This is a genomic window from Nitratidesulfovibrio vulgaris str. Hildenborough, assembly GCF_000195755.1.
GTDB classification, from domain to species: Bacteria; Desulfobacterota; Desulfovibrionia; order Desulfovibrionales; family Desulfovibrionaceae; genus Nitratidesulfovibrio; species Nitratidesulfovibrio vulgaris.
The window spans coordinates 2079114-2104702 of record NC_002937.3; the positions used below are offsets into that span (position 1 = coordinate 2079114).

Genomic DNA, 25589 nt, shown 5'->3' on the forward strand with positions numbered 1-25589 from the left:
AGAAGACACAACACCTGCGACGCTCACCACGCACATCTTTCTATATACATCATGAAACGTGCGTTCAGCTTCAGTTACCGCACAAGGCCTGCCTGTGTAAAATAGTGTTTTCCACATCAGCGACATGCTGGCTCACCGTCAGCGTTCCACATCTACTCACCGATACGTTGCTCCCTCGACGTACACTGTAGCGGGACGAAGCTGGTCATAACGTGGGCCGCCCCGGCAAGAATACACATGTCTTCTTCCTCCTTCGCCGGAGGCGGTTCCGTGGTCAGTCGCAACAAGGAGTCCAACTTCGAACACATCTGTGTCATTGCCGTTTGCTTCAACTTTCCATATGAAGCAGACAACTCGCCGCATGGACTGACATGGAAAGCGGCACCGGAGAAAATGGCATGAAACACCTTTTCAAAGAGCTTGCCGAAGACGCAACGTCTCCCCAGATGGTTCCCGCTCTTGCCCTCGGGCTTGTCATCGGCGTGCTGCTTGTCGTGATTGGCGTCTCCTTTGCAGCCATGATCTTTTCCGGGCCGCTGGCGCCACTTGCAACCCGCGGTGCTGGACTCACCCTTTTCGGCGCGGCATCTCTATGCGGTTTTCTGGCTGTTTCCAGCTCGTTCCGATCAGCCATATCAACACCACAAGACGCCCCCGTAGCCGTTCTGGCCACCATGGGCGTGCCGGTCGTAGCAGCCATGGGCATGTCGGACCCCAATGCCACATTCGCCACAATGCTCGCCGCCATGAGCATTGCCACCCTCGCCACAGGTATCGCGCTGATGGCCATAGGGCACTTCCGGCTCACCAGATTTTTCCGCTTCATGCCCTATCCGGTTGTAGGCGGATTCCTCGCTGGCGGTGGCTGGATGCTCGTCAAAGGGGGCATCTCCGTGATGAGTTCCCTATCGCTGAATGTTGAAAGCCTGCCAATGCTTTTTGAAAGCGTACATATCTGGAAGTGGAGCCCCGGAGTCCTGTATGCCATTTCGCTATGGCTGGTACTCAAACGATGGTCGCACTTTCTGATTCTGCCCTGTTCCATCGTGATGGTCACAGCAGCCTACTACGTGGCCTTTCACATCCTCGCCATATCCTTGGCCGATGCCCGCGCGGCAGGCATTCTTCTTTCTGGGGTTCCGTCATCGGGCCTCTGGCCCGCCTTCTCCATTTCCGACCTGCAGACTGTGCGTTGGGATATCGTGTTTGACCAGACGCCCATCATGTTCACGGTGGTGCTCGTAACCATGATGGGACTGCTGTTGAACATAAGCGGTCTGGAACTGGGGAGCGGTACGGATATCGATTTCGACCGTGAATTCCGCAATGCCGGACTTGCCAATACTCTGGGCGGGCTTGGCGGAAGCGCTCCCGGCTCGCACACGCTCTCCCTCTCACTGCTATGCAGCTCAAGCGGGGCTTACACTCGCTTGGCGGGCATTATCACTGCCAGCGTTATCGCCGCGGTGCTTTTCATGGGCGGCAGTGTGCTTGAATACTTTCCCCTGCCGGTTCTGGGCGGACTGCTGGTGTTCTTGGGCATAGACATAATGGACAGCTGGCTCCGTGCCACGCGTCGCAGACTCCCCCTCTCCGACTATCTTGTTCTGTGTGTCATCTTTCTTGTCATCTGCTTTTCGGGGTTTCTTGAAGGCGTCGCTGTCGGTCTCGTCATCACGGTTGTGCTGTTCATAATCCGCCTAAGCAAAGTCGACATCATCCACGACAGCTTTACCGGCCTCACTCTTCACAGCAGGGTGAACCGCTCCATTCCACAGCGGACGATTCTCCAGCAGCATGGGGAACGCATCCGCGGTTACAGATTGAGCGGCTACCTGTTCTTTGGCTCTGCCTCCCTTCTGGTCGAAACCCTGAAGCAGGAACTGCGCAAGACTCCGCAGCCATGGTGTATCCTTCTGGATTTCAAAAATGTTTCAGGATTTGACATATCCGCAGCCAACGCCTTCCAGCGATTCATCTCCTCAGCGCACGCCGAGCACGTACGCATCGTACTTACCGAGACCTCTCCCCGCTTCATTTCCATGCTCCAACGGATTCTGCCAATAGAGAGCATAGACAATCTGGTGACGGCACAGGATATTGACCGAGGTCTGGAGGCATGTGAAGAAGCCATACTGACCGAATATACAGAGCGGACTGCGCAACAGGCAAACGCTGCGGATATGCTGTTCGAACAATCCGTCGATGATATGATGGCCCATCTCGACCGGCAGATTCTCTTTGAAGCACTCGTAGAAGAGTTGCGTCCGTGGGTGCAAGAATGCCACTACGAAGGCGAAACGCTCCTCGTAGAGAAAGGGAAGACGCAGCAGGGGTTGCAGATGCTCGTATGGGGCTCTGCAACGGCAACGGACGGGGATGGAGGAACCCGCTTGGCCCACCTCCGCGCCGGTGACGTGCTTGTACCGCAGGCGGCCTTCGCCCCATTCGTCGCCAGAGAACACATCATGGCCGACAGCCCATGCCGTACGGTCCTGCTCACCGCGCAGGCAAGACTCCTTATGGAACAGGAGAATCCTGACCTTGCCCTGCGCCTTGACCGATACGTCATCTCTTCATGGAAGGCCTAGACCCGACAGTGAGCCGCCAGTTCAAGTCGAAGGCCTTGATTGCGACTTGTCGTCTATTACAGGTACGTGCGCGTGGTTAGTGGATTCAGATAAAGACGCATGATCGCAGTCTGCTTTCCACAGAAATATGGGGCGGAGGCTTACCGCACCTAAACGTGGCCATGTATAGCTTGATAGCACCCTCGACAGGGTTTTCAGGTGCGGACCAACTGTGGAGGGCACCCTCGTCCAGTGACCTGCTGGCCGAATCGGCGCCGGGACCAGACACCCTTGAGTTGGCCCCATACGCTGGCAGTGAAAACGTCGGCATTGCCCGCCCCTATCCGGACGGCGCAACCTCGGCATCGAACTGTCCAAGGATTATAACCAGAGACCCTACGAATGGCTCGCTGCCTACCGGCAGACGATCGGAAGCGAGGGCACAAAAGAATTCCCTGAAGGCAACACCCTCGGGGGCTTCTACGATAGCCGACTTCGCGCACGCGCTCGCAACGCTTATGCCTGTCACGCAAGTCGAGAAAACAGCTTTCTCAACTTTGTGCCCCCCACAACTGGCAGATGCGTTGTCGGAATCGAGCTTTCCGCCGGGTACCATGCAAGGGCATCGCCCCCCTCGCCGAAGCCGCCCAAATCATGGCCGGAGACAGGCCCAAAACGAAGCCCCCGGCAGACCATCCTACCGGGAGCTTCTTGCCGTATGTTCCTTGTGCCAATTCGCCCGCCACACAATGTCAAAGCGTTCGCGCACGTCCAGGCTTGCGTGACGCATTTTCTCAACTGGGGTGACACCCCACACCTATAATCACCACCGCTGAAAGATTACTAGCCCCCCGCATAGCGGGGGGGCTACATACACAACAAAAAGCGCGCATGGAATATTCCATGCGCGCTTGCGTTTACTGGTTGCGGGGGCAGGATTTGAACCTACGACCTTCGGGTTATGAGTTTATTAGTCCATACTTTTCCCTAACTTTCCCGACCCATCACAGATCTCCACTTTTATACAGTAAGATTGCAATTTTAAATAATAAATCCTCAAATTAAACCTCCCCAAACCTTCCCGAACTTTCGCATTGTCACCCCGTAAAAGGTGGGGCTATAGTGGGGCTGCAAATTCTCTCACTGAAACATGCCACACAGAGGCCCCCATGACTACGATGACTTCCACCAGCTACCGTGGCGTTCGCTACCGGGAAAGCCAAACCCGCAAACATGGGTCAAAACCAGACCGCTACTTCTTCATACGGTACAAAACCGATGGCAAATCAAAAGAAGAAGGTGCCGGATGGGCATCCGAGGGCATGACAAGCCAGAAGGCCTCTCAGCTGCGGGCCAGAATCACTGAAAACATCAGGCTTGGACGACGCCCCCAGTCTCTTGCCGAAATGCGCGAGATGATGCGAGAGGCCCGCGAACAGGCAGCGATCGAAGAACGACGTGCTGCCAATGCAGCTACGACCATGAACGAATTCTGGGAAAAGCACTATCTGCCTTCATCAACCCTGCACAAGACACCGCAGACGATGAAAACGGAATCTGGCTACTACGCAAAATGGATCAGGCCAGTCCTTGGAGATTCCGCCCTCAGCGACCTTACCCCACCCTAATTGAGCAGGTGGCCAGCAATGCCATGACAGCAGGGCGCAGTGCAGCTACCATCCGCCACTTGCTGGCCATTATCTCCCAGATCTGGGGCATGGCCCGCAACCATGAAATCGTCAACGGAGAGTGCCCCTGCACCCGCATCAAAAAACCTCGCAAAGACAACAGACGGATGCGTTTCTTGACTGAAGCCGAAGCGAGCACCCTACTCGTTGAGCTAGAAAAAAGATCAAAGGACACTCACGACAGCGCCCTACTATCGCTCTTCTGCGGCCTCAGAGCAGGGGAAATCCACTCGCTCACCTGGACGGACCTCAACTTCACCTCGGGAACTATCTACATCCGTGACCCTAAAAACAAGCATAGCCGCCATGCCTACATGACTGATGAAGTCAGATCGATGCTCATAGAGAGATCCAAACAGTTAAACGCTACCGAATACGTTTTTCCGGCTCAAAACGGAGCAAAGCGCAACTGGGTTTCTGACACCTTCGAGCGCGTCGTCGACCAACTTGGCCTCAACGACGGGATCACCGACTCCAGACAACGTGTGGTGTTTCACACTCTTCGCCACACTTTTGCCAGCTGGCTCGTTCAAGACGGGACACCGCTGTATACCGTCGCCGAACTCATGGGGCATACAACGCTCGAGATGACTAAGCGTTATTCACATCTTAGCCCCGACACGGTCAGGGCTGCAGCATTAACACTTCAAGGCAGACTCAACAGATAGCCTACTGACAATATCCACTCTCTTCTTTACAGTACAACATCACCATAATGGAGTACGAACACCAAAGTAAACAGTGCAAGGCATCCCTTGACGCAACACAGATTTTGGCAGCTCCATGTCTGGCTTGAGCAATACTGGCACTACAAGCATCGGTGCAGAAAATGAAGAATGCAAAGCCACTGGTATACGTTGCGTTATGCCTGCGACACTGAAAACTGTCAGAGGAACTGAAACGCCTTCCGCAAATTGCCCATACGCCTTTGCCCCGACGCGTACTCGCAGCATGTCGGCTGGTGCAATGTATGCTGTGATATATCCTGGCCCTTCGACTGCAAGAGTCAGGAGAGGAGCCCCTTGTGTCGCGACCTCGCTCTAACCAGCGTTTTTTTCAAACACAAAACTCTAGGAGTTGCTTCACGTCGCTACGAAGCCAGAGAAGCAAAGGTCGGCCGTGCATTAGCGAAGACAATCAAGAGTGATTACTTTGGCGCAAACTCTCCTATAACGCACAAACCGTCCTCGGACATGCCCGAGGAATCGAAGACTACAGCGGAAACGTCCATACGAAGGCATGCTGTGAAATCGCCCGATAATTCAAACACATGCCCCCCACCCAAGCTGCTATGGCCGACATACACCACAAGGCCTGAAGCCCTGTCGCACAGCCTCTTCTCTCGACGGCAACTCTATAATGCAATTAGGGCACTGGTAGTCTTTACAGCGAGGATGATGAAAAACCTTACTTCTCTGGTTACCATGGTAAACGAGTTTCCCTGACGAGACAGCCACTGCCGGACTTCCTCCAGTAGCAGACACTGTGGACGGACTCCGCTTGTCCCTACGCCAATCCCAAGGCGGAACAGGCTCTTTGTCATTCCAAAGACCTACACCCCCGTTCTTAGCGGCAGCCTCTAGCAGCCCGTTGATTTATTCATGATCAACACCGCTCGACGGCAATCTGAGTTCCGACGAATTCTTGGCCAGTCTCGCTCTTCATCTCAACCAAAATTATCGAAACGACCATCCGTCCCCAAACAATAATAAAAATTTGCGCTGAATTGAGGTAAAAATACCCCTTCGGGGTCCCGAAACCTATCAACTGACGCATTAGCAGGCCGAGATTGAACCCGGCCACACACAGGAGGTATCGTTTGTGGACGTTTTCCTGCCCTCGAAGGTGCGTTCTCCGCATACCTCCACGATCGAGCACATGCTGGAAACTTCGTTCGACCAATTCCGTTCGTCGCTTTGCCAGTTCGCGCCCTTTGGCTGACTTCAACCGGGCGCGGTTGTTGTAAACGGCCCGCCGCGCCTCGTGGTCACCTTTCCAGTTGAGCAGACCGTTCGCTTTCGGCACGGCGATCCTCGTCCTCCAAACTCCGCCATCCAGTTCTTTCACTACTTCCCGGGAATGGTAGCCCTTGTCCGCGATGACTTCCGTTGGAGCCGTGGTAATCGGCGTACAACCGATGTCGGAAAGATTCTTCCTGGCGGATTCCAGCGTCTTGCCGATCGTCGTCGTATCCCCTTGGTCGGCCTTGTGGATGTCGGCGGAAACAATCGCTCCGGTGTCCAGATCTACGGCGTGCTCGGGCTTGTAGGCGAGGTGAGTGCGGCTGTCCTTCATCTTGGTGATCCGCGCATCCTCGTCAATCTCCGACTTCCAGTCCTTGTTCGAAAGCTTCTTTCCCTTGCGCTTGCGATCCATGCGAGCCAGTTCTTCACGGGTCGGCGTTTTGATCCCACTGTCCTTGGCGATGCGCTCAAGCATCTGCTGATACGTTTCGCCCGTGTCTCGGCGTACGATCGAGCGCATGGCCGCGTTGGCTTCCATGGTCGAGGCGTCGATGCCAAGACGTTCCCCAACTACCAGGCCGGACTTGGTCAGTGCCTGCAACACCCATCCGAACACTTCCTGATGAACTTCCAGAGGCAACCTCTGTCGGATTCTGCTCAGGCTGGAGTGATCAGGTACCCTCTGGGTCAGGGAGAGCCGCAGGAACTTTCGCAGCGACAAGGAGTCGGAACACCGCCACTCAAGCCCGCGCTCGCTCTCGATCCCTTCAAAATAGCCAACCAAGTGCATCCTGAAATAACGACCTGGAGGAATGGATTTCCTGCCGGGACCAGACGCATAATACGGCTCACAGACCTTCTCGACAAAACGGTCAAAGCCGCCCTTGATCAAGACCGACTGCATGTGCTGAGCTAGTTATTACCTGACAGTAGGCCCTTCAAAAGGAAGTGGTCATGCCGTTCCCGACTGGGGTAGCGATGAGGTTGCGAAGCTTCATCAACCACCAGCAAGGAATCCGACATGACCACAGGCAAGAAGGTAGCACGAAGGAAGTTGAGCCTGCTAGAGCTTGCAAGCGAACTCGACAACGTGAGCAAGGCGTGCCGCATCATGGGGTATTCGCGGCAGCAGTTCTATGAAATCCGCCGTAATTACCAGACGTTTGGCGCAGAAGGGCTTGTGGACCGCCTGCCGGGGCCACGAGAACCACACCCGAACCGGGTGGACGAGGCGACAGAGGATAGGATTTTGGCGTACAGCCTTGAATTTCCGACGCATGGCCCCGTCCGCGTGGCCCAACAGTTGGTTTTGCAAGGTGTTCAGGTCAGTTCCGGGGGCGTGCGGGGTGTCTGGAGCCGCAACGGGATGCTGACCCGACATGAACGGCTGCTGCGCCTGGAGCGGCATGTGCGTGATACCGGAATCGCCCTGAATGACGACCAGGTTCGCACCTTGGAGCGATTCAGCCCGGAATTCCGGGAGCGCCATATCGAAACCCGGTGCAGCGGCGATCTGGTGGCCGTGGATACGTTTTTCGTAGGCACGCTGAAGGGCGTGGGGAAAATCTATCTGCAATCGGCCATCGACTGCCACAGCCGCTACGCCTTCGGCAGACTGTACACCAGCAAGCTGCCGGTTACGGCGGTACACATGCTCAACGAGTCCGTGCTGCCCTTTTTCGAGGAGCACGACACGCCGGTCGTCACAGTGCTTTCGGATAATGGCCGGGAATTCTGCGGGCGTCCTGACAGACACCCCTACGAACTATTCCTGCAACTGGAAAATATCGAGCACCGGACAACCCGCGTCAGACGTCCGCAAAGCAACGGCTTTGTGGAGCGGCTGCACAGGACATTGCTCGACGAGCATTTCAGGATTCAGGGGCGAAAAAACTGGTATGAGTCTCTGGATGAAATGCAGGCAGACCTTGACGCCTACTTGCGCCACTATAACCACGAGCGGGCACACCAAGGCAGAAACATGAGCGGCCGGACACCCTATCAAGCCTTCCTTGATAGCCGTCCCGAAGGGCAGCCGAAAGAAGACAACGAAGGACACTACGCAGCCTGATCAGCGCCCCAGCCGGGTACGGCAAGTGTCAGGTGAATACTATCTCTGTACAGACTGCAAGCGGTCATAAAAAACGTGTCCAGGTGAGCGCGGTAAATCCGCACACATGACAAACACCTGACTCTGGTCATCACTCTGGTTGCCAAGTCCCATAACAGCTCCTTGTTCATGGCAACCTTCTATATTTTTGAGATTTTTTCAATATATAAATAGCTTCGTATATAAAAAAATCATTTGTTAAAATTTTGTAAAATGCTTGTCTTGTTTAAAATTTGGTCCGCCAACTGACGAACGTCTGAAAGACATCAGCGACCTTTCGGATTCTTTTCAGCACACTGGCACCCACCAGCCTTTTTTTCGTTCATGATACGTTCAAAAATTGTAGATTTTCCGTTTTGAATAACATCCTGCTCAATATCGTTGGATGTATAGCCAAAACAATAGCATACGAGTTCTGACATAATCAAACTCCTTAAAGAAATTTTCCGATGAATGCATGATTTTCTCTGAATGGATTACGGCCAGGATGACGGCGATGTCAATTTTTGGCTCTGACGTCGGAAGGAATTTTTCAACACGCTGCTAGGCCTATCCAGCCTGAGCAGAAACCATCCCGGCAGTAATGGCGGTACACCCACGCCATCCCCTGCCGAATCTGCTCAGCATTGACGTCTAATGATCCCACGTAGAGCCTTGCCACGACACGCCCATATCGATCGCGGTCCTTCTCTTCGACCCGAACGACCTTACCAAACACCATATTGGCAAGAGACTGTTTTGCTTTCGCACCAAATGCCTGAGCGCTTTCTGGCGCGTCAATTCCGTAGAGCCTGATACGGATCTGATCATTATTTTTCGACAACACAGTAACGGTATCACCATCTGCGACACCAACAACCTTCCCCTCCCATGCTGATGCATCTTGCGATATCAACAACAAAAAAGAGCTCAAGCATACAAAAAACATGAACACGAATAATCTTTTCATCAAGGCACTCCAGCATCAGCATTCTCATGCATTGCAAGCAGAAACATCATCAACACTACAAGCTTACTATATTATAAAATAAGTCTGACAAAAATAGAAATTACAAACACCACACAGAATGGACAAAGCAATCCACTAACATCACAACTTCAATCAACTTAACATCATGCTAAAATAGGTATATCTAACATAAATACAATCTAAATATAATACATAATCTAAATTAATACAATATACAATACAACACTACATGCAATACAAGCTTAACACAAGAACAGACAAGACTAATATCTTCGAGAAAGTCTGTCTTGATGTAAACTGCCACACGACATTTCAATTTAATAAACAAGGACAACAAAAATGCTTATCACTGATCGAAATATATACAGGAACTATACAGTACAGGCATACGAAGACAAACCAATTCGTACAGACATCATTGATGCGATTGTGAATCGCATTGAATATATGACTTCACGGTTTAGCAGAGTCCTCTTTATACGATTCGATCTGCACTACCCTATTGATTTCATAGCTCCTCATGACAATAGCCATCTGAGCAAATTTCTTAATAGCTTTACACGCTACTTGTCACGTGAAGGCATCGCCTTTCAATACGTCTGGGTACGGGAACAATCCAGAGAGAAACATCAGCATTATCACGTGATACTCCTCCTAAATGGCAACGTCACTTGCCATAGCTGGAACTGTAAACCTCCCCAAGTTAGTGCCATCCAAAAGTAGAGACTTCCTTGGGTGAATTTTTCAGGAGGAACTCTGCCGGGGTCAAATCGCCAAGAGACTCATGGGGTCGTTCCTCGTTGTACTGCCGCAGCCAGTTCTCCGTAATTTCCTTCACTTCTGTAAGGGATTTGAACAGATAGAAGTCCAGAACCTCTTCCCGATAGGTCTTGTTGAACCGCTCAATGTACGAATTCTGTGTGGGCTTGCCTGGCTGGATGAACTCCAATGCCACGCCGTTTTTCTCGGCCCAGTCGGCCAGCAGCACCGAAATCAGCTCCGGCCCGTTATCCATTCTCAATTTGGCAGGCAGCCCGCGCCAAGCCACTATTCGGTCCAAAACTCGCAAGACTCGTGCCGCTGGCAAATTCGTATCAACTTCGATAGCCAAACACTCACGGCTGAAGTCGTCCAACACATTGAACGTCCTGAACCTTTGACCACTAGCCAATGCGTCATGCATGAAGTCAATGGACCAGCAGACATTTGCGCATGGCGGAACCGCCAGTGGTTGCGGGTTTCGCGAGGGCAGGCGCTTCTTGCCTTTGCGCCGAAGGTTCATCTTTAAAAGACAATATACCCGGTAGACGCGTTTATGGTTCCAGCGAAAACCGTGTCGGCGCAATACCGCGAACAGCTTGCCGAAACCGTAACGAGGATACCTGTCGGCCAGCCCCAGGAGCGCTTCAATGATCGGCGAATCATCTCTCGGTTTGAGCTCATACCGGTACACTGTCCGGCTAAGCCCCAGCGCAGCGCATGACCGCCGCTCACTGAGGCCATGCTCGCTGTGTATGAAATCCGCCAAATCGCGCTTCTCGGCTGGCCTCAAAGCTTTTTTGCAATGACGTCCTTCAAGGCCTCGTTCTCGAGGCTGAGATTGGCGAACATGCGCTTGAGCTTGCTGTTCTCTTCTTCAAGTTCCTTGAGCCTGCGGATATCCGAAGCTTCCATGCCGCCGAACTTGGCCTTCCACTGGTAGTAGGTGGCTTGGCTCACGCCGTTTTCACGGCAGATATCAACGACCTTGCGACCGCCATCGGCTTCTTTCAAAATCCTGATGATTTGGCTTTCAGAAAATCGAGATTTCTTCATTTTGCACTCCATGAGGCAATCTTGATCAGAAATCTCTATTTTTCAATGGACCTATTCTAGGGGAGGGCTACACTGTGAGGCCAAGGCCCAACGTCAGTAAATCGTTAGCTTCCACGGCTCCTTCCCTCCTGGGCAAAAGGAAAGGCTACGATGCGTCAGGAAGGAGAGTCAAGAAAGCTGATTTCCACGTCTCGCGGCGAGGAACCCCAGAACCTTGGCGGGAATGGGTGGTTTTTCCTTGTTGATGGCGTAACCGCCAAAAATCAGGACTCCAAATGTCAACGCGAGACAAAAAAAGAAAACAGCCTTTACCTTTGGACTTATCATTTCTGCCCTCCATTGAATCCAACACAAAATCTGATTGGAAGCCTCAACGAATCTTTAAAGCAGAGATCAGCTATTGATGAAAAAAAGGGGAGCCGAAGCCCCCCCTTCATCTATTTACCCGCCATCATGGCCGCGATGTCATCCTGCACTGTTCCGATTGGTTTGATGTTGAAATTTTCAACCAGTACCTTGGCCACGTTCGGGGACAGGAATGCCGGAAGCGTGGGTCCGAGGCGGATTCCCTTCACACCTAAGAATAGGAGGGCCAGAAGCACGGCCACGGCCTTCTGCTCGTACCAGGCGATATCGTAAGATACGGGCAGATCGTTGATGTCATCCAGGCCGAAGACTTCTTTGAGTTTCAGAGCAATGACGGCCAGGGAATAGGAATCGTTGCACTGCCCTGCGTCCAGCACACGTGGAATGCCACCGATGTCACCGAGATTCAGTTTGTTATAGCGGTACTTGGCGCAACCGGCCGTCAAGATCACGGTGTCCTTGGGCAAATTTTCGGCCACTTCAGTGTAATAGGAACGAGACTTCTGCCGACCGTCACACCCGGCCATGACCACAAAGCGCTTGATCGCGCCGGACTTGACAGCCTCAACCACCTTGTCGGCCAAGGCTAGTACCTGATGATGGGCGAAACCGCCGACGATGCTACCAGTCTCGATCTCAACGGGCGGAGGACATTTCTTGGCCTGTGCGATCAGCGCCGAGAAATCCTTGGCTCCTCCCGCAGGCCGGTCAGCGATGTGCTTGGCCCCTTCATACCCAACCACGCCAGTGGTGTAGAGACGGTCCAGATAGGTGTTCTCTTTTTTGAGCGGCACCAGACAGTTTGTGGTCAGCAGGATGGGGCCGTTGAAGGACTCGAATTCGGGATTCTGCTGCCACCAGGAACCGCCGTAGTTCCCCACGAAATGCGGGTACTTCTTGAACGCCGGATAATAGTTGGCGGGAAGCATTTCGCCGTGGGTGTAAACGTCCACGCCTGTGCCCTCGGTCTGCTTCAGCAACTCGGCCATATCCTTCAGGTCATGGCCGCTGATGAGGATGCCGGGGTTCTTGCCCACGCCGATGTTGACCTGGGTGATTTCCGGGTTGCCGTAGGTAGTGGTGTTGGCCTCGTCCAGCAGGGCCATGGTGGTTACGGCCATGCCGCCGGCCTTCATGACCAGCGCGACCATTTCATCCACGGACAAATCCTTGGTCGTTGAAGCCAGGGCCTCAAGCATGAATTCGTCGATTTCGGTCTTGCGAAAGCCCAGTACAGCAGCGTGCTCGGCATAGGCCGCGACACCTTTCAGACCGATTATGAGCAGTTCGCGCAAAGAACGCACATCTTCGTTCTCAGTTGCCAGAATGCCTACGCTCTTGGCCTTTTCAGCAAAAGCGGTAGAGTCCCCAGTCCAAGTCGCGGCTTCGGGCAACGGCTCGCTGAAATCTTTGCCATTTTTTGCCTTGTAAACAGCCAGAAAAGCATTTCTCAACTTGTCACGCCGAGCCAAGCCTTCCGATATCATAGCCTCAAATCGGGCATCATCCCAGTTAGCATTGGTGATGGTCGCAAATAATCCCTGGAGCACGAAGTCGTCATTAGAGCGGTCCGGCTGTCCCAACTCCTTTAATTTTTCGCCATAAATGGCGATGCCACGCAGCACAAAAATGAGCAGATCCTGCAAATTGGCGGTTTCTTCCGGCTTGCCGCACATACCTTTGACCGTGCATCCCGTATTCTTCGCTGTTTCCTGACACTGGAAGCAAAACATAGTGACCTCCTTTATAATTACTGTTGCCGATCGCGTGACAATGCACGCACCTCAAATCGATACTAGAAAAAAAACTACCTCTGAAAGCCGCTTTCCTTGTGCTTGGCGGCAATGGCATCCGCCAGACGATCCAGGGCACCGTACGTGTCGTCTGTGGGCAACCCCTTACACAGCACAGGATCCAGCACCTCGACCTTCAGATTGGGAATCATGCCGGCCAGAGTTTCCACTGTCTTGCCGCCCCAGCCGTATGAACCGACTATGGACAGATATTTGGCCTTGGGCCGCAGGGCGTTGGCCAAAAATGCCGCGTAGGCGGCCATGGGATGCGGACCGGCAAGCACTGTGGGGGTGCCGAGCACGATGGTGCCCGCATCCACGAGGGACATAGCCAGCTTGCCGATGTCGGTCACGGCAAGGTTAAAGAGTTCCACCCTCACATCGCGTTCGGACAAAGCTGCCGCCAAGTGGTCGACCATGAGCCTAGTGCTGCCGTGCATGGACACGAAGGGAAAGGCCACCAGGTTGTGCGCCACGCCTGAAACCCAGTCCCTGTAGGCGTCAATGATCCAGCCGGGGCTGTCGTAAATCTGGCCGTGGCTGGGGGCGATCATGCGTATGTCATAGGGGCCGAGTTTTTCCAGGTTCTTGGCGATTATGGTCCTAAACGGCATCATGATCTCGCCGAAATAGCGTTTTGCCGCTTCATGTACCCGGCCTTGATCGCGCACAAAGAGATCGCTCGTTGCGATGTGCGAGCCAAAAAAGTCGCAACTGAACAGAATCTTGTCTTCGGCCAAGTAGGTGGACATGGTTTCCGGCCAGTGCACCCAAGGCGTGAGAATGAATGTGAGCGTCTTGTCGCCAAGGGAAAGGGTTTCGCCATCCCCGACAACGATGAATTTGTCGTCGGGGATGAGCAAAAGATCCATGAGCATAGACTTGGCCTTGGCGTTGGTGACGACCTTGGCCTCAGGGTACAGGTCCAGCACCAGGGCAATGGTCCCGGAATGATCCTGCTCCGCATGCTGGGATATTACGTAATCAAGCTTTTCCACCCCATCCAGATGCCCAAGTAACGTATCGACCATATCCGGGTCCACGGCGTCGATGAGAGCGGTCTTCTCGCTGCCTTCCACGAGATAGGCGTTGTAGGTTGTCCCATCGGGGAGCGGAACCAAGGAGTCGAACAGACGCCTGTCCCAATCCACTGCACCAACCCAATACACTGATTCTACAATTTTTCTCATTTTTTTCTCCCATACTGAATTTTAGTATCAAAAATTACAGACTTGTTTCTTCCAGTTCTTTTAGCTTCATACAAAGCTTTGTCAGCTTGATTATAACAATCAGAATGACTCATTCCATCTGTATACACAGAAGCGCCTATGCTAATCGTTATCTTGGACTTGTCTTTGGAAAATTCTTTTTCCACTACACTCCGAATTTTTTCAGCCAAAAGTAACGCGCTTTCGTGATCTGTCTCGGGTGACAAAACAGCAAATTCTTCCCCCCGATCCGGTAGAAAAAGTCTGTCTTTCTGATACATTGCCTGACCGTCCCTGCCATTTTTTTAAGAACCCTGTCTCCTTCTGTATGCCCTAAAGAATCGTTAACTTTTTTAAAATGATCTATGTCCATTATGAGCAATGAAAACTCCCTCTTGTTTCTCTCATATCTGTCTATTTCTTCTTTGATATCCAGGTCAAATTGACTCCTGTTATAAACAGACGTCAAACTGTCATGGCAGGAGCTATGCTCGACTTTTTGTACAAAAATCTTCGATATCAAATAGAAAATGAATGACGAGCCAAAAAGGAAGAAAACATAATAGTATAGTTTTTTGATATTTGAAGTTTTACGATCTGATCCAATAACTTTCCTCAACATGAGAGAATTAGAACCACTCCAAATAGATTCACTCATTAATGACAGTTCTTGTAAAAATTGCTGCTGTCCAGCCCTGTTTTTATACAAAACATCCTTAAATGCATTCCATTCACCATAAAGACTCTTAAAAGGCTGATATATCTCTGGGTCAAACCTAAATTCAGCCGCCTTGCCATCAGCAACGTAAATAGCAAATATTTTATCCACCTCGCTAATAGAGAAATCAGCACTATCAATATTTTTAAGCAATTCAAATTTCAGAATTCTTTGTGTCGACCCACGAATAAAACCTATGTTGCTAATAAGCTTGGCATCGCGCTCCAACGAAGAATGAATCGAATATATACTCCACACAATAAAAATATTAATAATAAAAAGAATTAACGAAAAAAAAGATATCAGCTTTGATGCGAAAAGTTTTTTCATCAATCCCTCACGTTTTTAGGGTCTTCGACGTTAGCTGTGGAATTCACGCCTCCAAGAGTTGGGTGATGGGCGCTCCGATCAGGTAGATCATGGTGATGAAGGTTGTTACGTTCCGATACCCTCTGGCCCGCGAGCGAGCAGCCTGAAAGAGGCCATTGAGCCCTTCCAAGCGAGCATTGGAAAGCAAGGAGTCCCATCTTCTCAATATTCGAGGCAAATGATCCTCGAACGTGTTCAGCGCCTTGCGTACCGGTGCGAGCAGAACCGAATCCCCGGCAAGTTCCCGAGCGAATTCGAAAAACCGCGTTGCTCGCCATCGCGCACCCTGCCTGGTGTCAGCTTTGCGCACCCACCGCAGCAGTTCCTTCACCCGAAACGCGGTGGCTGTCGCCAATCCACGTTCCTCCAACTCCTTGAGCGCCGCGACCTGCTCCTCGATACGCCAAGTTTCCAGGCCCTTGAGAACCGCCCACCGGGCAGCCTTGGGAAGTATGACCTCTCTGGCTTCCAGACGCCTGACCTCGTCGAGGGCTTTGGTGAAAATCTGAACCACATGGAACCAGTCCACGGTTACAGCGGCATTTCTGAAGGTCGCCTCGGCCGCCGACAGAAAAGCTGGTGACATGTCGCAGACCACCTCGACCACGTTCTCCGGATTGCCCTGACGCCCTTTGAGGTACGCGGCAAAGGTCTTGAGGCATTCCTTGCCTTTGCCTGGAGTCGCGAAGACCACCGGGCGGCTTTCCCGGTCCATGTCCACGAAGATGGTGACGTAATGATGGCCACGCTTGGTTGCCGTTTCGTCAAGGCCGATTCCGCACAGTCGGCTGAGATCAAGCTTGCCCATGCCCTTCAAGACGTAGTGCGTCACGACCCGCCATATCCGCTTGTCGGTGACGCCGACGTAACGCGCCACGGCGTTGACCGGCATCTCTCGGGCAAGAAGCATGACCGCTTGCTCGAAAAGCAGGGTGAACCCGCTGCCAGGCCGTGCCCATGGGACATTGACGCGCTTGAGGCCATGTTCCGGGCATCTCACTCGGGGGACACGGGCCTTGATCAGGCAGTGATGCTGGAAGAAGTTGAGATGCCGCCAGCTGAACTCAGCGAAATCATGGGCCTTACACAACGCACCGCACGCCGGGCAAGGGTAGCGCTCACCTCTCGCGGCCTCGACCTCAAGGCGAAGTTCGCTTGGCTGCTTTGAAAGGTCCAGAGACTGGTCCACGACTCGCCAGGGAGCTGTGAGGCCAAGGCCCAACGTCAGTAAATCGTTAGCTTCCACGGCTCCTTCCCTCCTGGGCAAAAGGAAAGGCTACGATGCGTCAGGAAGGAGAGTCAAGAAAGCTGATTTCCACGTCTCGCGGCGAGGAACCAGTTTTCTTTTCAATTGAACGGAACAGGTTGGAAAGCGTTGATTTGCCGGTGCCATTCCAGCCATAGAACAGATTCTTCTCCTTGAAATCCAGCAGGTCCAGGGGCCAGACGAACCCACGGAAGATCCGATGGCTTTTGATTTTGCTTATCCGTTCAATGGTCATTGTCAGATTCTCCGGTTTTGATGAACGTCACCTCGAACGCCTTGCATGGTCGGCATTGCTGCAAGCGATTGGCGAAGGTAAAGGCATCGTTCATCTCATAGTGCTGAAAGATGTCTAGGCCACGATCCAGGGAGATTTTCCAGCCGTGGTCGGTGACGATATGGCGGGCATGGATCGTCCCGGTGCCGTCGAACTCCCAGGTGAAGTTCACTCCTACGCTGCAGGCGGCTTCCTTCATCTTCTCGAAGTTGTCCTTCTGCTGTTCGCCTTTGAACTCGTCTTCCGTGGTCACCAGATGCACGGACACTTCCTCATCCGGGGCCTTGTGTTTGACCACGGTCTCCAAAAATTCCATGAAGTTGCGCACCTGGTAGAACAGGCGGATGTATGGATCGGTGACGGTGATCGTGGTCGCGCCCTTGAGATAAGGGCCGAGCAGCGTATCGAAGGAGAGGCCCTTCTGGTTCTCCTGGAATGTGAGGTGCTTTTCCTTGAGGACGGGCTCGGCCGGAGCTAGGGGTTCGGATGGACCTTGGGGCGAGTCCGGTTGCGCAGCTTCCAAGATTTCCCCGTCTTCGCCCTCGGCGATGGTCTTGTGGTAGTAGCCGGGGTATTCCTCTTCTTCGAGCGTGGTGACAGGCTTGGCCCGACCATCAGTGTCTTGATAGGTAAAGCGGACGTTGCCGTAGGTGGAGTCGATGCGCATCAATTGGTCTTTGACGCGCTTGCGGCCTTCAATCGCGAACCTTAGCAGTTCCTCGACCTCTTCCTTTGTTGCTCCACCATGCGGAAAGAGGATCTTCATCAGACCGGAGAACGTCTTGTTGATGCCATCGCGGTCCCGCGTCGAAATATCGGAGGAGAGGGAGAAGTGGTCCTTGTAGCGGTCCGAGTAATCGTGATTGCGCAGTGAGCGAAGGATCTCGGCCAGGTAGTCCACCACGAAACCATAACCGTTGGAGAACATCTCGCCCCGGATGATGTCCACCTCCCAGCCGGGGATGTAGAAATGGATGCGGTCCAAAAACGCGGAGTCGTAGAATTTGTCGGGCAACTCGCAGAACAGGTCAGAGTGCTTGAGCATGTAGGGCACGGTGTGCTGGGTGTTGCCCACGAAAACCATGGACGCCTCCGCGCCCAGCGTCTCGACGCCCCGCGAGAAGGACTTGTTGGCCATGTAGTTCTTCATGATGTCGACGAGGGCCTTGTCCACGCGCTTTTGCTTTCCGGCAAACTCGTCGAAGGCAACGCAATCCCAGTAGCCGACCAGGCCGATCTTTCCGGAAGAGTTGTTTACGAACAGCTTGGGAACCGTAACCTCGCCGCCGGAGATCAGGATGCCGTGAGGCGAGAACTCCGAGTAGATGTGCGATTTGCCGGTCCCCTTGGGGCCAAGCTCGATCAGGTTGTAGTTGCGCTCGCAAAACGGGATCAGACGGACCAGTTGGGTCAGCTTGCTGCGCTTGCCGAACATCTCCGGGTTGAAGCCGATGCTTTGCACCAGCAGGTCGATCCACTCGTCGGTGGTGAATTGTTTGCGGGCCTCAACATAGCCGTCGAAATCGAAATGGGAGAGCTGGATCGGCTTGAGGGTCGACAATATCCAGGGGCTGGCGCTTTTGTCTTCGGTAAACTCATATTCCAGATCAGCGATGCACCACACGCCGCCGACCAGAAGCTTGGGGTGCTTTTTTACCGTTCCGGAATCAACAAGAACCTCTTTTAGCCCTAAGTTGGAGAACTGCGCCTGATAAACATCCTTCTTGTCGTTCAGATCTACACTGATCTTGTCGATGACCTTGTAGCGCCCCTTTTCCTTGATGTTCGAGCGGACCAATCCGGCTTCGTTCCGGTGAACATAATGCTTGGCAAGGATCTCCTTGACCGTCTCGATGCCGGTCTGGATGGTCGGCTCATCGCTGGTGGCGCAATACTGTCCTAGCAGGTATTCCAGCACGTAGGAGGGAACGATGGCGTTGCCCTTGACCGTCTTGACGAGATCCTTGCGGACAACGAGTCCCGGGAAGTGTGTGTTGATTTTCTGGTCAAGTTCGTTCATCGGTCACCCGTCCTTTAAAAGTCGAAGTCACTAGTAAATGAGCGCCGTACCAAGTACCGGATCGACTTGTATTCCTTGTAATGTGAAGTCCCGGCGTGCTTTTCCTCCAGCCGTAGAATGACTTCCTGGCCGTTGGCCTCGTCGGCCTTGCGGGTGAGCACGAAGCGCACCTGCAGCTCCCGCTCCCGGGGATTGTCCGAGCTCAGATCAAAGGTCAGGTCGTGGCTGTCGGAGATCAGGTCGCCTGCCTCGGTGTAGATGCCAGCCCGCAGCACACGCGGCTGGATCTTGTCCGTCACCGGTCCGGCCTGGTACATGGTCACCACCAATTGCCCGGAGGTGATCACCGAGCTGGCTCCGCGCAGGATGTCCACCTCGACGGCGGTGACATCGCTCTGGCGCTTCTTGTTGATCTTGAGCACCGGGATCACCACCTCCTGCAACGATGCGCCGCCATGCACAAAGCGGCTGCCGGAGCCCTTCAGACGCAGGCGGTTGATCGACTTGGGAATCTGCACCTCCACCTCACCTGCAAGGCCAAGCGGCTCGGGGGTGAACTTGTGCAGGCTGGATGCCTCGGCAAGCCCCTTGCCGAGCACGAAGCGGCGGTCCCGGAACAGAATCTGTTCACCCTCGGCATCGACCCCGGAAAAGTCGCTCTCGTCGATGGCGCGGTTCTGGTAGATGAAGCCATGGTCCGAGGTCACCAGCAAGTTGTTGGCGTTGGCCCCGGTCAGCTTCTTGATCAGGCGAATCAGCTCCTGCAGGGTTTCTTCCACCGCCTCGAAAACCCGCTCCTCGGATTCACGCTTGTCGCCGGTGGCATCGATGCGGTTGTGGTAGACGTAGATCACGTCGTGATCGCGCACCAGCGCCCGGCAGTCGTCACCCTTCATGGCCATCAGTTCATCGGCCTTGCAGGCCGTAGCTCGATGACTGATCGCCTGGCCAAGGATCTTGATGCGATTGGCCGTACCCTGCGAACTTTGCCCATCCACCAGCACGGTACCGGTTTCATTGTCGGCAATCGCCAACGCCTTGTTGGGCAACAGCGCCGCCATACCGAGCTGGGTGTAGCTGGGCAGCATTGAAAGGGCCGGTTCCAGTTCTGCGCTGTAACGATCCTCCTGACGGATCAGGCTCAGCAGCTCATCACCGATCTCGTAGCGCATGGCATCGGAGATGATCACGCAGACCTTGTTATCCTTGCGCAGGAACGGCCGGACCCAGTGCTCGAAAAACTCCTTCTGCTTGCGCACCGGGAAGGCTTCCCACTTCGTTGCCGCGTCCACGAAGGTCTGGAAACGGTCGCCCAGCTTCAGCAGGTAGTTGTTGGAGTAGAGGTTTTCGACCTGGTCGGTCAGGCTGCCCATCAGCGACGCCTGCCCCGACATGCGCACGTGGTAAGTGAACTTGCGGTAGAGCTGATCCAGCTGATACCAGAAGCGGCTGTAGCGCTGCACGCCCTCGGCCAGGCTGTCCATGGCGAGCTTGGCCTCGCCCAGGGCATTGGTAAACTGGGCGGCGTAATCGACCGCCTCGTACAGATGCCGGTATTCGCGATACCAGTGCCCTTGCCGCCGCTGGCGAACCCAGATCGCCACGTCACCGCTGGAGGCCGTGCGGGCTGCCACCGCCCGCACCAGGTCGCTGATGATCTTCTGGTCGATCAGGCGGAAGTAATCCAGCTCGATCAACTCGCGGAAATCCCGCTTGGTCAGATCCTGCTCAATGCCAAGGACCTCGGCGCATTCCCCCGAGAGGGTCTCGAAGCCGCCCTCGAACTGACGGCTATCCTTCCAGCGCTTGAGAAACACCAGGGCGTCGCCGGTCAGTTTCACCTGGCCGTCGGTGCCCATGGCGTAGCAGGACTTGAACAGCTCGATGGCGAAGTCGCGGATGCCCGGTTCCTCAGACTTGTAGCCATAGCAGCGGGTCATCTGTTCCCAGAGGAAACCGTCCAGGCTGCACCGGCCAACCAGCTTGATCTTCTCGTCGCGACCGTCGGCCAGCTCCTGCAGCAGGTTTTCCACCACCGCATCCATGCGCGGCTCGCTGCCGGTGCATACCGCCAGCATCTTCAGGCGAATCTGCCCGGCGGTGTCGTCGGCTTTCAGCAGCTTCTTGAGGGCGTCCTTGCGTTTGATCGCTTGAAAGAACTCCGCATGGGCCTGCACCACATCCGTGAACTCCAGGCCGAGCTCCAGTTCGGACAGCCAGATGGCCACCTGATCGGTGCGGAACTCGCCGTGGGCCAGTTGCACATCCAGCAGCCAGTTATCCAGATCGGCGGGCTGAGGGCCTTCTCGGTAGAGCAGGAATTTCTGTTCCGGTTGCTCGCGCAGCAGCTTGTACTTGATGCCGTACTCGTTGTTGGTCAGTTCCAGCTTTTCGACACCGGGTAGATGAAGTGCCTCGAAATCGTCGCGCAACTCCAGCTTGGCGTCGTACCAGAAGACGATCCGGTGCCGGTCGAAGAGTTTGGTCAGGGCCTGGGCAATGCGGTCGTTCATGAAAGATTCCTTGAACCGCGAAAGGCGCTAAAATCGCGAAAATTAGAGTTAGCAATGCGAACGATTTCAACTTTTGGATATGCGCCGAAGTTGACCAGCAGGCCGAGTTCAAGACCCGTCGCCTTGAGGTAGTTCAAAAGCTGGGCTTTATGCTCTGAAGCAATCTCTTTAACCGATTTCAACTCAACAATAATATTGCCGTAGCAGATAAAGTCGGGCTTGTAGGTTTGAGATAGGGGCTGGCTTTTGTATGACAGAAGAAGCTCCTTCTGGGCCTCAAACGGCAACTCCCGTGATCTGAACTCCTTTTCCAGACACTCCTGATAGACAGCTTCAAGGAACCCGCAGCCCATTTCTCGATATACCTCAAAGATCGCTCCCTGAATGGCATAGCATTCATCTTTGAAGAGAAGTTCTTCTTTAGCGCCTTTCGCGCTTTTTGCGGTTAAATCTTCGTGGTTCATCAGTCTTCCTTGGCATCGAGTCCGGGTATTTTCTTTAATGCAGATCCGAGTTTGGGGTAGTTGACCTTCACGCCGTCGTCGAGGTCGATCTCCACCTGCTCGGTGGCCAGCGGGTAAAGCACCTCGCGCTCGTACTCCTCCATCTCGGCGATCATCTTGGTGATCTTCTCGATCTCCTTCAGGGCCTTGGTCTTCTCGCCCTGGCTGCTGCTGGCACTGATGCTGACCGCCTCCAGATGGTTCTTGTGCGAGGTGAGCTTGGTGCGGAACTCGCGCAGGTAGTCGTTGAGCACCACGCTGGCTGTATCCGGGCGGTAGCGGTGCATGTAGATCAGCGCGTTGAAGCTGCCCTTGGGGCTGGAGAACAGCCAGTAGATGGGGCGCTTTTTGTAGCGTTTCACATGATCGGTGTAAAACTCGCCAAGGAAGTAGTCGCGGATGCTGTAATTGCGCTTGCCCTTGATGTTCAGTGCCTGCTCGACGAACCGGAGGTTGGCCTCGTAGTGCTCCTCGCCAAAGGCCACACGCAGGAACTTGCGGAAGCGCTCGGCGATGTCGTCGGTGAACCAGTCGCCGTCCAGCATGGGGATGACGTTGTCGTCATCGGCTGGGAAGCTGGGCTCCGGAACCCGCTTTAGGTAGTCCTCGATGGTCTCGCCCTGGTTGGCCAGGATCAGACCCGGCTTATCCAGCGCATAACGTCCAAACATGCAGCCCACGGCATAGGAAACCAGCTCCCGCATGGTGTCGGCCAGCAACAGAGCCTCCAGTTCATCCTCGCTCTTGTCATTGCCGTAGCGGTAGTGCGGGTTGCAGGTCAGGGTTATCTCGTTGAGCGGTACTTCGGGCTTTAGTTCATCCTGCAGGCCGTAGGCGTCGATGAAGGTGCGGTTGTTCTCTTCCTCCAACCGCTGCATCTCAAGTGTCATCTCTCGCCAGTGGGCGCGGAGCTTTTGGTAGGTAGTCTTTAGAGTTGGCTGGCGGTAGTCGGGATTTAGCACTGGAAGGCTGGTGAAGTCCCAAGAAGTTTCATAGGAATCCCAGTCATTTTTTGATAACGAAACTAACGTTGATGCGTTATTTGAAGCGCTTGGGTCTACTTCGAGAACAGGAATCTTCGCAACATCGCCCACCTGAAAATGGAATGATGCATTGATAAGCGATAGAAGATAGTCAAAAAGCCGTGTATTGCTGTAGGCAAGCAATACCATTTGCTTGTTTCTCGGTGGATAGAAACAGTGACCAGAAATATCGTGAAATGTGTCGTCAGGCGCATATCTGGCGTTAAATGGTCCAGACGTAAGATCCGTCCATGTGCATTTTGCCTCTTTAAGCTTTGTCTCTGGCAGAACTGTAGCGTTTGGCTGCTGCTTTATAAACTGAGGGTTCTTGTTATACCTCAAGAGGTAGTCAAGATTGCCATACCACCTCCTAAAGGCTCCCCCTTTAAGATATTTGATCCATTTTGGAGGCATCTCTTCATCTTTGAATTCATGAAATGAGACCTCGGGCCAGAGTCGCAAATACTTGTCGTTGTTTGACGTTTGCATACCGACTTTTGGAAAACCAACGTCGCCAAATGGAGTTCCTTGCGCAAAAGCGTTCCTAACTTTTTCACTGATCCAATATGCAATTGGGCGGCCAGGTATTGTGTCAAAATCGTCCGACGAAGCTAAGTAAGGTCGGCCCTTTAATTCTTTTAGCTGATTTGACTTTTCTTGCTCATCCTCTCCATCAACGAGCCGAAGATATGTTCCTTTATATTCTCTATCAGCAATATTCTTACAGATGAAAGCCGTTGTAGAAACCACTTCGCCACCGATTGAATCAAAGGCACGAGCGCCAAGATGCGCCATGCTCACTATGGAGCTGTTGGATAAAATATTCGACCTTAAATTCTCGAATGTAGAAAGAAACATCCACGACTGCATTGTGATCATAGCGACGTATGCGGAATCTTTAGCTAAGTCCACATTGCGTTCGATAAACATTGCAAACAGGTCAGTCTTGCTTCTTTGGTAGCTGTCTTTTGCTAATACCTGCAAACGACCATTCATGCTGCGCTTGCCCATATACGGCGGATTGGCAATCACCACATGGTATTTCGGGCTCAGGTAATCGGCCTGTCGCAGGGCTTGCAGCACCTTCTGATGGGTCATGCTGATAAACAGCTGCCCGGAGACGTTCTTTGACTCCAGAATTCTGAGCATGCCGTCCACGTCGGTGACATCCGGGCGGATCAGGGAGCCGAAGTTGTCGGCCTCTTCGAACTGGCGCAGGGTGGTCTGGAGCGGCGCGGTGAACAGGTCGCGACCGACAAAATCCATGTAGTCCTTCAACTCATTGCCGTCGAAGTGGACGTTCTCCAGCACGCAGATGTTCGGCTTGACACCCTTGTTGAAGAATCGGCGCTGCTTTGAGCGGGCCTTCATGGTCAGGGCAAAGGCAGCCAGTTCCCCGGCGCGTTCGTCGATCTCGATGCCGTAGAGGTTATTCGTGAGGATCTTCTCCGGAATCTCGGCGGGCTCGTAGCCTTCCTCCTCGTAGATGGCGTAGAGGAGGTCGAAGGCATAGGTGAGCATGTGGCCGGAGCCGCAGGCCGGGTCGCAGATCTTGATCTCCTCCGGCTTGGCGATGCGCAGGAAGTCGGTTTCCGCCTGTTCGGGCTTGATGTAGTAGTCCATCTGCTCAACCAGCTTCGAGCCGGGACGATTGAGCAGCCACAGACGGCCGAGGGAGTTTTCCACCAGGTAGCGGACGATCCAGTGTGGGGTGAAGAGCTGGGTGGCGGCCGGGATGTTCTCGGGCGTGATCTTCTTGTTCTTCTTCAGGCCGTCGAACACCTCGTCCTTCTTCTCGGAGATGTAGAACTGGTAGAGCCAGCCGATCACCTCGACATCCTCGCAGGCATCCGGCGTCATCGCCTCGCGGGTGTAGGCGAGTATGGAGTTGCCCGAGAGTAGGTCGTCGGGCATCAGCAGTTCGGTGTAGTCATCGATGCGCTGGAACAGGAACGGCATGGCCTTGTTCCAGAAGTTGCAGGCGGCCACGACCAGCAGCCGGTAGGCCTCGCCCTGCGGGTCGCGGCTGGGGGCTTTGCCATCGAGCAGGGCAAATATCTGCTGCCGGACCTTGCCTGACACCATTTCTTCGTCGATGTGGCCCATCTTGGCCTCGGCCAAAATCTCGGGCTGGAACTGTCCCTCGGCGGGCGACACCACGCCGATGCGGGTGTAGCGGTTCACATCCATGAAACGCAGGGCGCAAAAGCGGTTGAACCAAATGTAAGCTACCCGGTCAATAACCTGTTCCTTGCCGCGCCCCTTGATCGCCTCCTCAAGCTTCTTAACGGCATCGGCACATTCACGCCGAGCCGCGCTGTTTTCAGCCAGCACCAGTTTTAGCTTGGCGGAGACCTGTTCCAGCAGGCTGCGGCGGGCGAACTGGGCGAATTTTTTTAGTTTTGCGGTTTCCATCTAT

At 53.7% G+C, this 25589-nt stretch carries 16 protein-coding genes and 2 pseudogenes; 5 read left to right on the forward strand and 13 right to left on the reverse strand.

Annotated elements, in window-relative coordinates; translation table 11 throughout:
* The first annotated feature begins 398 nt into the window (after positions 1-398).
* The 3 genes from DVU_RS09460 to DVU_RS09470 all read left to right on the forward strand — a co-directional run bounded on the left by DVU_RS09460 (position 399) and on the right by DVU_RS09470 (position 4926).
* Positions 399-2591: a SulP family inorganic anion transporter gene (locus DVU_RS09460; protein WP_049775578.1), complete on the forward strand. Its 2193-nt coding sequence runs from the start codon at positions 399-401 to the stop codon at positions 2589-2591.
* 1148 nt (positions 2592-3739) lie between these two features.
* Positions 3740-4198 carry a hypothetical protein gene (locus DVU_RS09465; protein WP_164928132.1) on the forward strand — a complete coding sequence of 153 codons (459 nt, stop codon included), beginning with the start codon at positions 3740-3742 and terminating at the stop codon, positions 4196-4198.
* 23 nt (positions 4199-4221) lie between these two features.
* Positions 4222-4926, forward strand: coding sequence for a tyrosine-type recombinase/integrase (locus tag DVU_RS09470; RefSeq protein ID WP_164928133.1), 705 nt, complete (start codon positions 4222-4224; stop codon positions 4924-4926).
* A 937-nt stretch (positions 4927-5863) separates the two neighbouring features.
* Here DVU_RS09470 and DVU_RS09475 read toward each other — a convergent pair.
* A pseudogene (locus tag DVU_RS09475) lies at positions 5864-7126 on the reverse strand (transposase); the annotation flags it as partial.
* A 117-nt stretch (positions 7127-7243) separates the two neighbouring features.
* On the opposite strand from DVU_RS09475, the gene DVU_RS09480 reads away from it, so the two are divergent.
* A complete protein-coding gene (locus DVU_RS09480) occupies positions 7244-8293 on the forward strand; it encodes an IS481-like element ISDvu4 family transposase (RefSeq protein WP_010937781.1) in 1050 nt (349 codons plus the stop codon).
* A 305-nt stretch (positions 8294-8598) separates the two neighbouring features.
* Here the strand turns inward: DVU_RS09480 and DVU_RS09485 are convergent, their stop codons facing one another.
* Positions 8599-8754 (reverse strand): (2Fe-2S)-binding protein, encoded by a 156-nt coding sequence (locus DVU_RS09485; RefSeq protein ID WP_010939290.1) that lies wholly within the window; start codon positions 8752-8754, stop codon positions 8599-8601.
* A 110-nt stretch (positions 8755-8864) separates the two neighbouring features.
* On the reverse strand, positions 8865-9281 hold the full coding sequence (locus DVU_RS09490) for a thermonuclease family protein (protein ID WP_010939291.1): 417 nt from the start codon (positions 9279-9281) through the stop codon (positions 8865-8867).
* 468 nt (positions 9282-9749) lie between these two features.
* On the opposite strand from DVU_RS09490, the gene DVU_RS09495 reads away from it, so the two are divergent.
* On the forward strand, positions 9750-10025 hold the full coding sequence (locus tag DVU_RS09495; RefSeq protein ID WP_456264873.1) for a YagK/YfjJ domain-containing protein: 276 nt from the start codon (positions 9750-9752) through the stop codon (positions 10023-10025).
* On the opposite strand, the gene DVU_RS09500 is transcribed toward DVU_RS09495, so the two are convergent.
* The 10 genes and pseudogenes from DVU_RS09500 to pglX form a co-directional block, all read right to left on the reverse strand.
* Positions 10006-11117, reverse strand: a protein-coding gene (locus DVU_RS09500) for an IS3-like element ISD1 family transposase (protein WP_150103618.1) whose coding sequence is annotated in 2 segments (ribosomal slippage) — positions 10006-10865 and positions 10865-11117 — 1113 coding nt in all. Because the reading frame shifts where the segments join, the coding sequence is not laid out codon by codon here. The genes DVU_RS09495 and DVU_RS09500 overlap by 20 nt on opposite strands.
* A 437-nt stretch (positions 11118-11554) precedes the next feature.
* A complete protein-coding gene (gene hcp / locus DVU_RS09505) occupies positions 11555-13216 on the reverse strand; it encodes a hydroxylamine reductase (RefSeq protein ID WP_010939296.1) in 1662 nt (553 codons plus the stop codon).
* A 74-nt stretch (positions 13217-13290) separates the two neighbouring features.
* On the reverse strand, positions 13291-14466 hold the full coding sequence (locus tag DVU_RS09510; RefSeq protein WP_010939297.1) for an FprA family A-type flavoprotein: 1176 nt from the start codon (positions 14464-14466) through the stop codon (positions 13291-13293).
* Positions 14463-15532, reverse strand: a pseudogene (locus DVU_RS16950) (GGDEF domain-containing protein). Before DVU_RS16950 ends, DVU_RS09510 begins: the two are co-directional and overlap by 4 nt.
* Before the next feature lie 43 nt (positions 15533-15575).
* Entirely contained in the window at positions 15576-16817 is a 1242-nt protein-coding gene (locus DVU_RS09525) for an ISL3-like element ISDvu5 family transposase (RefSeq protein ID WP_010939300.1), read from the reverse strand.
* Between the two features lie 40 nt (positions 16818-16857).
* Positions 16858-17073: an AAA family ATPase gene (locus DVU_RS09530; protein ID WP_014524354.1), complete on the reverse strand. Its 216-nt coding sequence runs from the start codon at positions 17071-17073 to the stop codon at positions 16858-16860.
* Positions 17063-19132 (reverse strand): BREX system Lon protease-like protein BrxL, encoded by a 2070-nt coding sequence (gene brxL / locus DVU_RS09535; protein ID WP_010939301.1) that lies wholly within the window; start codon positions 19130-19132, stop codon positions 17063-17065. The genes DVU_RS09530 and brxL overlap by 11 nt, the downstream gene beginning before the upstream one ends.
* 14 nt (positions 19133-19146) lie before the next feature.
* Positions 19147-21645 (reverse strand): BREX-1 system phosphatase PglZ type A, encoded by a 2499-nt coding sequence (gene pglZ / locus DVU_RS09540; protein ID WP_010939302.1) that lies wholly within the window; start codon positions 21643-21645, stop codon positions 19147-19149.
* A complete protein-coding gene (locus DVU_RS09545; protein WP_010939303.1) occupies positions 21642-22109 on the reverse strand; it encodes a GxxExxY protein in 468 nt (155 codons plus the stop codon). Before DVU_RS09545 ends, pglZ begins: the two co-directional genes overlap by 4 nt.
* Positions 22109-25585 carry a BREX-1 system adenine-specific DNA-methyltransferase PglX gene (pglX, locus tag DVU_RS09550; RefSeq protein WP_010939304.1) on the reverse strand — a complete coding sequence of 1159 codons (3477 nt, stop codon included), beginning with the start codon at positions 25583-25585 and terminating at the stop codon, positions 22109-22111. The genes DVU_RS09545 and pglX overlap by 1 nt, the downstream gene beginning before the upstream one ends.
* Positions 25586-25589: the final 4 nt, after the last annotated feature.

Bases quoted from the DNA above. Each gene is read 5' to 3' on its own strand.
- DVU_RS09480 (WP_010937781.1), top strand. From the start codon at position 7,244: ATGACCACAGGCAAGAAGGTAGCACGAAGGAAGTTGAGCCTGCTAGAG.
- pglZ (WP_010939302.1), bottom strand. From the start codon at position 21,645: ATGAACGACCGCATTGCCCAGGCCCTGACCAAACTCTTCGACCGGCAC.
- DVU_RS09490 (WP_010939291.1), bottom strand. From the start codon at position 9,281: ATGAAAAGATTATTCGTGTTCATGTTTTTTGTATGCTTGAGCTCTTTT.
- DVU_RS09510 (WP_010939297.1), bottom strand. From the start codon at position 14,466: ATGAGAAAAATTGTAGAATCAGTGTATTGGGTTGGTGCAGTGGATTGG.
- DVU_RS09470 (WP_164928133.1), top strand. From the start codon at position 4,222: ATGACAGCAGGGCGCAGTGCAGCTACCATCCGCCACTTGCTGGCCATT.
- DVU_RS09545 (WP_010939303.1), bottom strand. From the start codon at position 22,109: ATGAACCACGAAGATTTAACCGCAAAAAGCGCGAAAGGCGCTAAAGAA.
- DVU_RS09530 (WP_014524354.1), bottom strand. From the start codon at position 17,073: ATGACCATTGAACGGATAAGCAAAATCAAAAGCCATCGGATCTTCCGT.
- DVU_RS09495 (WP_456264873.1), top strand. From the start codon at position 9,750: ATGACTTCACGGTTTAGCAGAGTCCTCTTTATACGATTCGATCTGCAC.
- hcp (WP_010939296.1), bottom strand. From the start codon at position 13,216: ATGTTTTGCTTCCAGTGTCAGGAAACAGCGAAGAATACGGGATGCACG.
- brxL (WP_010939301.1), bottom strand. From the start codon at position 19,132: ATGAACGAACTTGACCAGAAAATCAACACACACTTCCCGGGACTCGTT.
- DVU_RS09485 (WP_010939290.1), bottom strand. From the start codon at position 8,754: ATGTCAGAACTCGTATGCTATTGTTTTGGCTATACATCCAACGATATT.
- DVU_RS09460 (WP_049775578.1), top strand. From the start codon at position 399: ATGAAACACCTTTTCAAAGAGCTTGCCGAAGACGCAACGTCTCCCCAG.
- DVU_RS09465 (WP_164928132.1), top strand. From the start codon at position 3,740: ATGACTACGATGACTTCCACCAGCTACCGTGGCGTTCGCTACCGGGAA.
- pglX (WP_010939304.1), bottom strand. From the start codon at position 25,585: ATGGAAACCGCAAAACTAAAAAAATTCGCCCAGTTCGCCCGCCGCAGC.